This is a genomic window from Pediococcus claussenii ATCC BAA-344, from assembly GCF_000237995.1.
Classification (GTDB): domain Bacteria; phylum Bacillota; class Bacilli; order Lactobacillales; family Lactobacillaceae; genus Pediococcus; species Pediococcus claussenii.
The window spans coordinates 633,176-647,253 of record NC_016605.1 but is presented as its reverse complement, the minus strand read 5'-3'; the positions used below and the strand labels follow the sequence as shown (position 1 = coordinate 647,253).

Genomic DNA, 14,078 nt, shown 5'->3' with positions numbered 1-14,078 from the left:
TAATTTACACCATTTTAGGGTGGTTCGTCAACTTATTTTTAAAATAAATTACCCATGACGTGCTCGTAAGGCGGTTAAAATAGTAATTGTATCCACTACTTCTTGTAAAAGTGCACCAATAATAGCGGGAATAACCCCGAAACTTGCTATTAACATTAAAACGATACATACAAAAATTCCAATTAGAACTGACTCTCTAGCGATTCGCATGGTCCGGCGTGAAATTCTAACAGCTACGGGAATTCGTGTTAAATCATCCTTAAGAATAACTGCATCAGCTGACTCACTTGCTGCGGTCGCCCCGTGCGCTCCCATTGCAATTCCGACGTCGGCAGTAACAAGTGAGGGTGCATCGTTTACTCCATCCCCAACCATTGCAACAGGTCTTTTTTCGTTTGGTATCTTTTTTAAAACATTGATTTTATCTTCTGGCAAACTTTCTGCGAAAACTTTGTCAATTCCAACGTCATTTGCAATTTGAGTTGCGATTTCTTTTTGATCTCCAGAAATCATCATAATGTCTCGCACTCCCAATTGATGGAGATCTTCCATTGTTACTTTAGCTTCTGGACGGGGCTGATCCTCAAATGTGATACTACCAACGTAGTTAGCATTCTTTGAAACGTATATTGTGGTGCCACTCACTTTTGCGATTTTAGAACTAGTTACAAAATCAGCCTTACCAACTCGAATCTTGTCCGCACCGATTGTGGCTTCCACACCAGCTCCAGTTTTTTCGGTAACATTCGTTACTTTCAGTAAATCTTTTCCAGCGACTTTAACCAGTGATCTTGCTAAAATATGACTAGACTGGCTCTCCGTGCTGGCTGCCCAAATTAAAAGTTGCTCCTTACTAATTCCCGACTCAGGAGAAATTTTAACAACTTCCAGGTTGCCCATAGTGATAGTGCCGGTTTTATCAAATGCAAAACTTTTTACCTGTGCTAACTTTTCAATGGTAGTCCCGGTTTTTACAATAATTCCAGAGCGACTCGAACGGCTCATACCAGCAACTAGTGCAATTGGTGCGGCCAATATCAACGGACATGGCGAGGCTACTACCAATACCTCTGCAAAACGGACCGGATCGCCAGAAAGATACCAAGCGGTTCCAGCAATAATATAGGATACAATTGTAAACGGAATTGCATAACGATCCGCCATTCGGACAAACCGTGCTGGCTGGCTTTCAGCCTGCTTCACAAGTCTAATAATATTTTGATACTGACTATCTTTTGCTAACTGAGTTGCGGTAATCGTAACCGATGTATCCCCATTAACGGAGCCAGACATTACTTCATCGCCAACCGTTTTATCAACGGGCTTTGCTTCACCCGTTAGTGATGACTCGTTTACACTTGTTATTCCATCCACGATTGTTCCGTCGACCGGAAAAACTTCACCTGGTCGGATGATTAATGTATCACCCACCGCCACTTTTTCAATATTAATCTGTTTTATTTTACCGTTGATGATCTGATTAGCGACCGTTGGTGATTTTTCCAACAGAGATTGTAAATCTGAATTAGCCTTATTGGCAGCATAGTCCTCGAGCGCATCGCCACCTGTTAACATCAACAACACAATCAAAGCTGCCCAGTATTCACCAATACTAAGTGTTGCAATTACTGCAGTGATTGCTAATAGGTCTACACCAAACTTTCCAGAACGTAAGGTTTTAATCATATCGATCGTCATTAAAATTGCAATTAGTGACCCGATAACTGTAACTAGTAGTTGACTCCAAAAAGGTTGTTTAAAGGCAAATTCAAGTAATAATGCTAGTACACCAACAATTAAAACAGCCCACAATCGTTTGTAATTAGATAGTTTCACTGTCAAAACCTCCTTTATTTCTATTCTTATTATAGCAAATTATAATCATTCTAATCTACTCAAAAGCACTAATTAAAAAAGCTGGAAAAATATTTCCCCAGCTTTTTAGATAATTAATATTCCAAATGTTTCTACCTAATTAACTTATCCCAAATCACAACTCTATCTTGTTCCAACGATTTGGGAACATCAATAATTCGCTGATTGGAACTACCACGAAATTGCAATGTTAAATCCTTTTTATCCAACATGAAACGTCCATCCACCAAAATATCTAGATAGTTTAATAGTTCTAATTTGTCGACCGATTCTAGTAGTAACTCATCCCACAAATACCCGGTCCACGACCAAATATCTTTTGTATTACCGAACTCTTTTCTAATTCTTTTTACAAGTTTCAGGCATACTTGCGTATTTAGAAACGGTTCTCCTCCTAGCAAAGTAAGTCCCTGCACATAACTCTGAGAGAGGTCCGCAATAATTTGATCTTCAAGTTCTTGTGTGTATGGTGTGCCATAATGAAAATTTTGGGCAGCCTTGTTATAGCATCCTGGACAACTGAAAAGACATCCTGAAACGTACAAACTACAACGGATTCCTTCACCATCTACCATATTAAACGGCTTATAGTCTGCAATATATTGCAAACTTCGATCCTTAGCAAGCCACTCTTTAGGTTTGGGATTTTTAGGCATTCGAATTGTCACCTTCACTTTTTTATCCATTAAATTTCACCTAAATTCATATTCTTAACCCGAGAAATAATTTCCTTATGCCGTCCCTTTACCATTGGTCGAACTACTGGATTACCTAAGTAGCCACAAGTTCGTTTTACAACATCACAGGTTTTAGGATCACGATTTCCACATTCTGGACACTCAAAGCCACGCGCAGTTGGTTTAAAATCACCATCAAATCCACATTGATAACAATGATCAATCGAGGTATTGGTTCCTAAATAGCCAACGTGATCATACGCCCAATCCCACACTGCTTCTAATGCAGCTGGGTTTTGTTTTAGATTCGGGTATTCACAGTAATGAATAAACCCGCCAGAAGCATATTTAGGATACTCTTCCTCAAACAGTAACTTTTCAAACGGTGTTGGGTTCTTCCTTACGTCGTAGTGAAAACTATTTGTGTAGTATTCCTTGTCAGTAATATCAGCAATTTTACCAAAACGAGCTATATCGGATTCACAAAAAGTATCCGTTAGTGATTCAGCTGGCGTTGAGTAGACGCTAAAGTGGTAACCATATTCTTTTTCCCATTCAACACAGCGATCATGCAAATATTTTACAATTGAAACCGTAAAATCATGGGCCTCTTTATTTGATTCCCATTTTGGTCCAAAGAAACGTGTCCCAACTTCATACAATCCAATATAGCCTAACGAAATAGTTGCTCGGTTATTTTTAAATAACTCATCCACACTATCATTTTCACTCAACCGCTTACCAAATGCCCCATTTTTATAAAGAATTGGTGCATTCTGTGGCGTAGCTTCTTTACAACGTTTAATTCGGAAGAGTAATGCTTTCTTTGATACTTGCAAACGATCCTGTAAAATCTGCCAAAAAACTTCTGTATCACCATTTGACTCGATTGCAATCCGTGGTAAATTCAAAGTCACAACACCAAGATTCATTCGGCCACTGTTAACTTCGTGTCCATTTTCATCTTTCCATCCTTGCAAGAAACTTCGACATCCCATTGGGGCTTTAAAACTTCCAGTCAGTTCAACAATCTTGTCGTACATCAAAATATCCGGATACATACGTTTTGTTGCACATTCAACAGCTAATTCTTTAACATCGTAATTTGGATCCTCTGGCTTAATATTCAGTCCTCGCTTTAAAGTGAAGATCAGCTTAGGGAAAATAGCCGTTCTATGCTGCTTCCCTAGTCCCTTTATTCTGACTTTTAAAATTGCCTTTTGGATTTCACGTTCAAACCACGAAGTTCCTAAACCAAAACCAACCGTTGTAAACGGCGTTTGTCCATTTGATGAAAATAGTGTGTTAACCTCGTATTCCAACGCCTGCATTGCATCATAAATGTCTTTTTTTGTTTTCTCTTTGGCGTAGGCTTCTTGCTTACCAGCCTCAACCCATTTTTCCGCATCAGCAAGGTGTTTCTGATAGTTTAACTTAGCATATGGAGCAAGTAATTCATCAGCGCGATCGGCCGAACATCCACCGTATTGGCTAGAAGCCACGTTGGCAATAATTTGTGACATCTGCGCAGTAGCCGTTTGAATTGACTTTGGTGGTTCAACATCAGCGTTACCAATTTTAAACCCCTTTTCTAACATGCTTTTAAAATCAATCAGGCAACAGTTCGTCATGGCAGTAAGTGGTGAGTAATCCAAATCATGAAAATGAATATCACCACGCAAATGTGCCTTTGCGACCGTCTCAGGCATCGCAGCAAGGCCGGTAGATTTTCCAACCATTCCTGCCGTTAAATCTCGCCTTGTACTAAAGATATTACTGTCCTTATTAGCATTTTCATGAACAACGGTATCAGTGCTATTAAAAAGCTGGTTTAATTTAGTTTGTGGGTTGGTTGCCTGCTCCCATTGTCGTTCCTCTTCCTTTTTAAAATCATCGTATTTAGTAGTTAGCATTCCAAGATGCAAATCATTCAGAACACTTCGATAAATCTGCCGTATTCGATCAGAAGTCAACGTAACTGGTTCCGCTCCCACAGCATCTAGTACCTTAGTTGTTATTTGTTGACGTAACTCTGTGTCATCCGTTAACGATGCCGCAACCAAGGATATTTTATAAGGGTAAAAGGCCACACGCTCGCCATCAATTTTGATGACTTCTTTCTCTTCAATCAGATCCAGATTAGCAGTGCCTTTTGTCTTTAAGTTATCCATTTTCATTACCCTTTCTTTATGTAAATACTTCGATTTGATTAATTACCATACTCAAGACTACTAAGTTTTTCGATGAAAGTAAAGAGCAATAATACAACATGTATACGGTTAACTAGTTCAAACCACTACCTATTGGTGGGTGTTTGCCAATTCTAAATTTTTGAACAAAAAAAGAGCGATTCGAAAATCGCTCTCTTGAAAACTTAAATGTTATAGACGTTTGTTTAATTCGTCAGTTTTATCTTCATAACCTGGTTTTCCAAGTAAAGCAAACATATTTGACTTGTATGCTTCAACACCAGGTTGATTAAATGGGTTAATACCATTCAAGTAACCAGAAACACCAACAGCTGCTTCAAAGAAGTACATTGTGTAACCCAATGTGTAAGCAGTTTGGTCAGGAATGTTAACAGTCATAACTGGAACACCACCATCGTTATGTGCCAAAGTTACGCCTTGGTAAGCCTTCTTGTTAACTTCATCCATGGTGCGGCCTTCAAGATATTTCAAACCATCAAGATCCTGATCAGCCTTAGGGATATCCAAGTCATGATTAGGCTTGTCAACGTTAACTACTGTTTCCATAAGGTTACGACGACCTTCTTGGATATATTGACCAAGTGAATGTAAGTCAGTTGAGAAGTTTGCTGATGAAGGATAAATTCCCTTCTGATCCTTACCTTCTGATTCACCCATTAATTGTTTCCACCATTCGCCAAAGTATTGCAAAGTTGGTTCGTAGTTTTCAAGCAATTCAGTTGTGTAACCCTTACGGTATAAGATGTTACGTAATGCAGCATACTTATATGCATCATTTGAGGTTACATCAGGATTTGTATATTCCTTGCTTGCATCAGCAGCACCTTGCATTAACTGGTCAATGTCACCACCAGCAACGGCAATTGGAAGCAATCCAACAGCTGAAAGTACGGAGAAACGTCCACCTAAATCATCAGGCACAACAAATTCTTCGTAACCTTCTGCGTCAGCTTCAGTCTTAAGAGCTCCCTTTGCACGATCAGTTGTAGCGTAGATACGTTTTTTAGCTTCTTCTTCACCATATTTTTTGATTAACTTTTCTTTCAACACACGGAATGCGATTGCAGGTTCTGTAGTAGTACCTGACTTTGAAATCACATTAATTGAAAAGTCACGATCACCAATTAAGTTTAAAACATCTGTAAGGTATGATGAACTAATTGAGTTACCAGCAAAAATAACTTGTGGAGCACCCTTGCGTTCATCCTTACTTAATAAGTTGTAGAAAGTATTATTTAAAAAGTCAATAGCTGCTCGTGCACCTAAGTACGAGCCGCCAATACCAATGGCTACAAAGACTTCTGAATCATTACGAATCTTATCAGCAGACTTTTTAATTCGTGCAAACTCGTCCTTATCATAGTCGGTTGGAAGGTTGATCCATCCACGAAAATCACTTCCTGCACCTGTACCGTCGCGTAACTCTTTGTCAGCTGCGGTTACAAGTGGCTGAATTTCTGCAAGTTCATTGTCATGAACGAACTCTGAAACACTAGAACTATCAAATGAAATATGTGCCATTAGAAATTACCCCTCTTATTTAATTAAGTTTACTGATTCATTATACAATAACTAAACCAATTTGACCGCTTTCATCTAATATTTTTACCAAAAGAAAAAGACTTTCTAAGCGTATAAGCGCTCAGAAAGTCTTTTGCAATAACATTATTTCTTAAAACTATTTTTCCTCATCAGATTTACGACGTTTGATTGCGGCGATTAAGGCAATCATTCCGATTATTTCTAATCCAATTATTGACTCAACTAATCCCTCACTATCATTGTCTCCTGTCTGTGGTAATTTCTCCGTGTATCCATAATTTGGTATGCTCAATCCTCTGTTACCCTGAACCAAATTAATGTTTGATTCACGAACTTCATGACTATTTACCAAATTTTCCATTGAAACACTTTGCTTTCTCATCAGCGATTCACTTGTCACAGTTGAACCATTTGATGAGTTACCTGAGGTCAATCCCATGTTACTTTCAGAACCAATTGTACTTCTTGAATCGGATCCACTTCCTGCGTCCGAAATACTTTGACTAATACTAATCGATGTACTTGAGCTTTGGCTTGAACTCTCTGAATTACTCTCTGAGTTTCGACCGTTTGAAGCAGATTCACTTTCACTTACAGAGGTTGAACTTGAAGTCGAAACACTTGTACTCAATGATGTTGAATTTGAAGTGCTGGCACTTCGACTTGTTGATGTCGAAACCTTTTCAGATTCACTGACTGAGTTTGAAAGGCTTTGACTGTTACTACCACTTACTGAAGTTGAACTTGAAGCCGACATACTATAGCTGTCTGAAGCTGAAGCACTTGTACTCAATGATGCCGAATTTGAAGTGCTAGTGCTCTGGCTTGTTGATGTCGAAACCTTTTCAGATTCACTGACCGAGTTTGAAAGACTTTGACTGTTGCTGCCACTTACTGAAACGGAACCACTCGTTGATACGCTATCAGAATTATAAGCAGAATCACTTGTTGAGTTTGAAAGACTCTGACTATTAGATGCGGATTGTGAGTCAGAATATGGTGACCCAACGATGTCAAATCCGCCACTAATGCTACCCATAATGATCTTACTCCAGTCAAGGGTTGTACTTACTGGTGCAACTACCGCTAGTCTCGCAGAGAATAACCTGAAGGACATCATTTTAATTGCTTGTTCTTGACTTGTATTCAATGCAAGTAATCGATTAATTCCAGCTTGTGTCAGGTATACATTGTAATGTCCAACCGCTGAGAAAATCGTTACACCGCCATCATGTGTCAACGCACTTAATTTATTTGAATCTTGAACTGTGTACTCGCCATCATTCAGCGTAACGTCAATGGTTTTTCCGTTTTCAAGCGTAACGACGATCGTTGGAACAAACGTTTGATCCTGTCCATTGTATTGGAAGACCGTGGTGCCATCCATCATGGCTTCTGCAACCGTCCGTTCTTCTGAAGTTGAAGTGCTTTCGCTTGTACTTGTTGATGTTGAATCACTCAAGCTCTCGCTTGTACTTGTTGATATTGAATCACTTAAGCTCTCACTTGTACTTGCTGAAGTTGAATCACTCAAACTTTCACTACCACTTGTTGATGTTGAGTTACTCAAGCTTTCGCTTCCACTTGTTGATGTTGAATCACTCAAGCTTTCGCTTGTACTTGTTGATGTTAAATCACTCAAACTTTCACTTGTACTTGCTGAAATTGAATCACTCAAGCTTTCGCTTCCACTTGTTGATGTTGAATCACTCAAACTCTCACTTGTACTTGTTGATGTTGAAGTACTTGAACTCTCACTCGTACTTGCTGATGTTGAATCACTCAAACTTTCACTTGTACTTGTTGATGTCGAGTTACTCAAACTTTCGCTTGTACTTGTTGATGTCGAGTTACTCAAACTTTCGCTACCACTTGTTGATGTTGAATCACTCAAACTTTCACTTGTACTTGTTGAATCACTCAAGCTTTCACTTGTACTTGTTGAAATAGAATTAGAAACCGAAGCCTCACTGGCCTCACTAACACTTTGCGAAACCACTCAAGGAATTAGAAACACTTAGTGATTCCACCGTACTTTCACTATTCGAGTTGCTAAGTGAAAGCGACGCACTTGTCGTATTTGATACGTTATTACTATTACTTACACTTCCACTGACAGAGTCAACACTACTCAAGCTTTCACTCTCGCTTATAGAAGTCGAGCCTGAAACTGATTCATTACCACTCATGCTAAATGAAGTAGAACCACTAGTAGAGGTGCTTACTGAATTAACAATATTTTGACTATTTGAAATACTCAATGAAACTGATTCACTTGTATCTGAATTAACATTGTTCGAATCATCTAAGCTCAGACTGTTCGATGCACTAATTGAATTTTGTACGCTATTTGAATTAGCCACAGAGTAACTGTTTGAATTTGAGATTGAATCGTTACTACCATCGGAGCCTCGATCAATAATACTATTTGACTCACTAACCGAATTAACAAGTGATTGTGAACCTGCATCATTCACACTATTAGACTGACTAGTATCCCCTGATGCAACCCCTGATTCCGCGTCACTAAGTTCGTTATTCAAACTATTACCTTGCGCAATGCTCAAACTATTCTGAGCACTTAGTGAATTCGATTCACTAAGTGAATTAACATTACTAATAGAATTATCGCCATTAGTACTCATCGAGTTGCTTAGGCTTTGACTATTTTGCAAACTCTGGGATCCGCCAGCACTAGCTTCCTCTGATAGACTTGCCGAATCGGACATCAGCTCTGAAACTTTATCATTTGTTTCAATCGAGGACTGTTTCGAAGCCGACGTGGAAGCACTCTCAACAATGGAATTTGAAGCAGAAAAATTGTTTGAATTAGAAATACTAATTGAACCCGCTATTGAATTACTCTGTGAAACACTTGTTATATCAGAAGCACTAACACTACCAAGATCTGACATGCTTTCAGATGCTGAAGTACTGTTACTATCACTTGTAGCATTTCTAACAACTGTAATAACTGCTGCACCAGTAACTGTAATGTTGTAGTTGGCATTAATTGGGTCAGCGGGATCGAAGTTGACTGCTACTGGGCTACTACCAATTTCAGTCTGGCTACCACTAACTGTGTAATTAAGGGTTTCGCCATTTACAGCACCAGTTGCCGTAGCTGTGGCGTTGTACGTATCCCCAGTGTAAACATGCTGTGTCCCATCTACGTTAATAGTTGCATTGGCCTTATTAATTACAAGAGTTCCGAGCGTACTATTATCAATCGTATAAATGTGATCAGCTGAAGCGGCATTAATATTAGCTAAACCTTGTGCTGTAAGCTCAACTTGGTAAGTTCCGGCATTTTTACTACTATTAATGATGTCAATATCGCCAGCCTGCAATGTATAAGTACTTCCATCAGCAAGTGTAACGGTATAGTCACCTGTAGTTAAAGCTGGTACTGAGCCGGTATACGTAACTGACTGACTTCCAGAAACAGAAGCTGTTGATGCTTGTGGGTTCAATTGAATATAAGTTAAAGCCTGCAAGTTATCCAACAAGTTACCGGTTGTAATCGTTACATTACCATTGGCCTCGTTAAAGGCATTGATGATACTAGTCAAATCTGCTTGTGAATTACCGGTTAAAGTGATACCAAGGATTTGAGTCAGCTGAGTCAAAGTATACTTAACTGGTTCTGATCCATCTAACGACATCTGAACATAACTGTTATCAAAATTAATCGTCCGCCCAGTTGGAATTGTTGGAGTTTGGAAAACTAAATTATTGCCAACAACTAAGCTATTTGTTGTATCGGGTTGAAGTTTGTTACCCCTCTGATCAACTATCGAGCCAACGGTTGCAACGGTTGAGTTAACGTTAGTGTTCTTAAAAGCATAGTTCATGGTAACTGTGCCACTAGATGCAGCACTTGTTGTCGCTAACCCGCCTTGGATTAAAGCTAATACTTGTAAGGCAAGCTTATCACTGCCACTAGCAAACTCATTAGAAATTGCAGTCTGTAAATCAGTGGCAGTGGCATAACCCAACTGAGCATAATATGCGAGCAAATATATACTCAACGAGCTTCCAGTTACGCCATTGGAGGTCGTTGAAAAAGTCGTATTATTAAAATCAAACAAGATCTTGCTAGCATTGTGCCAAGTCTGTAATTCTCCATTCAGCCCTGTAAGTAATCCGGGAATTGTTAAAGCTGTTCCAGTTGGCGTAAATGAAGTATCTTGTCCAAGACCGGTACTTGATGCACCGTCAATTCCATAGTTACTAATCAAATTAACGCCAGCCGTGAACGTAAATGTAACTGTATCGGATGTGTTCCCCGCAGCGCCAGCAGTTGTCAAAGTTTGATTGGTAGATCCAAAACCAGTCACTGTTGTAGGTGCAGTATAGAGAACATTCGTAGCACCAGGTGCTACATAGTCCGTTCCAATTACCCAATTACCATTTGACTGCTGTGTTGCATTAGGAAATGCATTCTTAATAGCCGTATTAAATGCAGTAAGCTGTGCTGTCGTCCAAGAACTAGTTGGCGCTGATGGTGCCGCGATCTCGGTAACAGTATCAACGCTTGCCAAATAACCGTCAGTAAAGGCTTGCCCGGTTTGGAGGGTATCCGTAGTTACTGCGTATTGTGCTGTTTTATCACTACTTCCACTGTAGCCATTGTAATCAACACTAGCTGGACTAGCTAAATGCCCATTAGGATGTAATCTAATTTGGACTTGAGCCGCTGCAGCTCCTTGGGCAAATGCGGTATTTGTTAAAGCTGCTTCTGCGTTGTACTCAGAAACATAATCAGTCTGACTGATTGCTGCCAACGCAGATATATCGCTAGTTGAGCTAAGAATCCCAGAGGCCGAAACTGCATTCGTTACATAATTCGTCAATCCAGCGGTTGTATTAAAATTAGCATTAGTCGATCCAGAAACACTAGTCAGTGCCGCAACTTTACCGTCTTTCTCACTATGGGATTTAGCATCAGCATCAACCATTGCATCATGGCGCACCTTAACAAGGTAATCGTAGACATTCCCATAATCTGTGAGTGTCTCAATACCACTATTAGTTCCGTCAGTCTGGACTGTTGAAGGATCAGTCCAAGTAGGATTAGCACCCTTAGGAGTCCCGTTGTTAAAATCTGTCACTGCTTGTTGAACAGCGTTGTACTCAGCAGTATACAAACTCGTTATTAAATTTTGTGCTCCTGTTGGATCAGCAACATAATTTGTATAACTTGTATTTTGAGTTCCTGCAACTGTTAATTGTGTTACTTGTGCTGATGTTATAACGCCAGCATTTAATAAAGTATTTAAAATTTCGTTTAAATTTTGTGGTGTTGCCTTGTTTAAGGCGTCGGCAGAAGCAGCCCGCAAAATAGTAGGAACGACTTGTTGTGCCCAAGAATAACCAACAGATTGTGCAAGAAGTGTTGTATTTTGAGTTGTTTGAACAGTGTTTGCCGCTCCACTTGCGCTTGTTCTATTGTAACCGGCAACTGTACTATAATCAGGATCGGGGTTATCCTTTGGATCAAGGATATTTTTAAAGGCTGCATTAACACCTACGATCGCATCATTTACAATGGCCGTTCTAATACCATTCACTACCGATAAGTATATTTGATTTAACAGAGGCAGGTTCAACAAAGAAGAAAAGTTGAAATATGAAATAACCTGTGCAAGCCCCGGTGTTAGTGTATAAACTGCGGTATATAGATCACTAGGAATGCTTAGTGAGCCGCTCTGATTAATACCCAAAGTTCTAATATCATTGAACAACTGTTTTTCAATCGCAGGTTGTAATGAACTCATCACAACGCTAATAAGATTATCTAATGACTGCAATGAACCTGTGTTATAGGCATTAGAAGCGTTTTGTGTTAAATCAGAAATAATCAATGGATCACTAGTTGTCACATGAAATCCAAAAATTCCAGGTATTTGACCCGTTAAAGAGTCATTCGATCCTTGCGCACTCAATAAAGGCGAAACCAAGGCAGTAACGTTTGCCAACAGGCCCAAAGCTCCAGATTGATTCTGTGCAATATTAGGATTATAAGTGAAGTAACTAGCTAATTGATCTGACAATGAGTTTCCGACTCCACCAGAAGTATCTTGCACTTTTGTAGCTACCTGGTCGAAGTAGTTAGTAACCTCTTGTGCATAAACATTCAGAATAGATGCAATTCCAGCATAATAATCCGTTGCTGAAAATGGGTTTTTAACCGTACCTATTAGATAATAGTCGTTGGTATAATCAGTATTATTCCACCCACTACCATTTTGAGTATAACCACTGCTAGCCGCGGTACTCCCGGAAACTTTAATCCCGGTTTGTCCTGACCAACTAGGAGCGGCATATATTCCGCTGAGTGCAGCAATTAAGGATGGATCCATAGTACCATCTGCTCTTAAAACCGTTCCATTTGCTTGGTAATACGTCAAAAGAGCACTTATTGCTGTAAAGTTTGCTAGTAACCAAGATGGAGTAAGTGAAACGATATTCAGCCCACTATCCTTCCAACTTCTAAGTGCATAATATGCAATCTGTGTACCCATGTTGTACGACAAACTACCCACATTAACTGCAACCGTGGGAGCAACCGTAGCTGCCATTACCATAGCCTTCATAGCAACTTTCTTTGCGCTGCTTGCAGCACTAGATGCCGCTACTGAACTGCCAATATTCAATGAAGCTAAGCTAATTAAAGATTGACTCTCACTTAAGCTCATACTATTTGACATGCTTAAAGAGGCTACTGCACTACTACTTGTTGCTGTAGAACTTGTCGTAGCACTTGAGCTCGTTGTGTTGGTTACTCCTGAACTTACTAAACTTTGAGTTCCCGAAGTTGCAGAAGAAAGTGCATTTGAAGTGATCGATGCCACTGAACTAGAACTGCTAACTGGGCTGGATGATTCTGCTGTTGATGATGTCGCAGCAGAATTGGAACTACTATTAACAGTTGAAGATGTAGCACTTGAACTATTGCTATTATTACTACTTGCATTTGCTGACGAAGTAGCACTGCTACTTGATGTTGAACTAACGGAAGATGATGTCGTATTTGAGCCAGAGGCAACACTGCTTGAACTCGAAGAAGTGTCAGCACTTGATGCACTGGCACTACTTGTATTTGATGAATTTGAACTGCTTACCGCGCTACTCGCAGATGAAAGCGTTGCGCTCGTTGCAGATGCTGTAGCCACTGAACTACTTGCTACACTCGACTCAGCTGGAATAATGGCACTATCCCCTGTCGCTAGCACATCCTGATCTTGGACGTCCTTTGTTGCAGTTGAAGTTGCACTTAAAGAATCCGCCTTCGCACCGGCAATTGACTGACCCCCAAGGCCAGCAATCGTTGTGATACCCGCAAAAAGCCACTGCTTACCTGCTTTGTACATCTTGTAATGATTTTTTGTATTCAGATTCGTACTCTTGTGATTTTTTCTCCAAAAAGACATTATATCTCCCCCATTTGAGCTCAGACCTTTAAGTAAGTAACCCTTAAAGCTCAGCATTTTTGTTGGACAATATTTACATATTCAAATATACAAATTTAACACTGTCAACAGTTGTGGGACACCCCACTTAACGCAACAGTAATATCACATTTAACGTATAAATACTACATTTTATACCTTGTCAATGTATGATTTTTATTTATTTTCTACAAAAATACTAAAAAACAAAAATACTGTACAATTGGCGCTTATTAATATAATATTTCCCTAAGTATTAACTTATCTAATTTTGAATAAGGAGGGTTGTTTTTTTGAAAGCGCTTAATTATTACTTAGGA

Annotated in this window: 6 protein-coding genes; all 6 read right to left on the bottom strand. The window is 39.5% G+C overall.

The window, feature by feature from the left end; all coding sequences use genetic code 11:
* Positions 1-48: 48 nt before the first annotated feature.
* A complete protein-coding gene (locus PECL_RS03010; RefSeq protein ID WP_014215123.1) occupies positions 49-1,836 on the bottom strand; it encodes a heavy metal translocating P-type ATPase in 1,788 nt (595 codons plus the stop codon).
* 131 nt (positions 1,837-1,967) lie between these two features.
* On the bottom strand, positions 1,968-2,561 hold the full coding sequence (gene nrdG, locus PECL_RS03005; protein WP_014215122.1) for an anaerobic ribonucleoside-triphosphate reductase activating protein: 594 nt from the start codon (positions 2,559-2,561) through the stop codon (positions 1,968-1,970).
* Positions 2,561-4,723: an anaerobic ribonucleoside-triphosphate reductase gene (gene nrdD, locus PECL_RS03000; RefSeq protein WP_014215121.1), complete on the bottom strand. Its 2,163-nt coding sequence runs from the start codon at positions 4,721-4,723 to the stop codon at positions 2,561-2,563. Before nrdD ends, nrdG begins: the two co-directional genes overlap by 1 nt.
* A gap of 210 nt (positions 4,724-4,933) precedes the next feature.
* On the bottom strand, positions 4,934-6,283 hold the full coding sequence (locus tag PECL_RS02995) for a glucose-6-phosphate isomerase (RefSeq protein ID WP_014215120.1): 1,350 nt from the start codon (positions 6,281-6,283) through the stop codon (positions 4,934-4,936).
* A gap of 157 nt (positions 6,284-6,440) precedes the next feature.
* Positions 6,441-8,303 carry a flavin reductase family protein gene (locus PECL_RS02990; RefSeq protein ID WP_014215119.1) on the bottom strand — a complete coding sequence of 621 codons (1,863 nt, stop codon included), beginning with the start codon at positions 8,301-8,303 and terminating at the stop codon, positions 6,441-6,443.
* Complete coding sequence (locus tag PECL_RS02985; RefSeq protein ID WP_014215118.1) at positions 8,284-13,740, bottom strand: MBG domain-containing protein; 5,457 nt, start codon at positions 13,738-13,740, stop codon at positions 8,284-8,286. Before PECL_RS02985 ends, PECL_RS02990 begins: the two co-directional genes overlap by 20 nt.
* Positions 13,741-14,078 lie beyond the last annotated feature (338 nt).

Excerpts from the sequence above, each read along its gene's own strand:
- nrdG (WP_014215122.1), bottom strand. The coding sequence starts at position 2,561 with ATGGATAAAAAAGTGAAGGTGACAATTCGAATGCCTAAAAATCCCAAA.
- nrdD (WP_014215121.1), bottom strand. The coding sequence starts at position 4,723 with ATGGATAACTTAAAGACAAAAGGCACTGCTAATCTGGATCTGATTGAA.
- PECL_RS02995 (WP_014215120.1), bottom strand. The coding sequence starts at position 6,283 with ATGGCACATATTTCATTTGATAGTTCTAGTGTTTCAGAGTTCGTTCAT.
- PECL_RS02985 (WP_014215118.1), bottom strand. The coding sequence starts at position 13,740 with ATGTCTTTTTGGAGAAAAAATCACAAGAGTACGAATCTGAATACAAAA.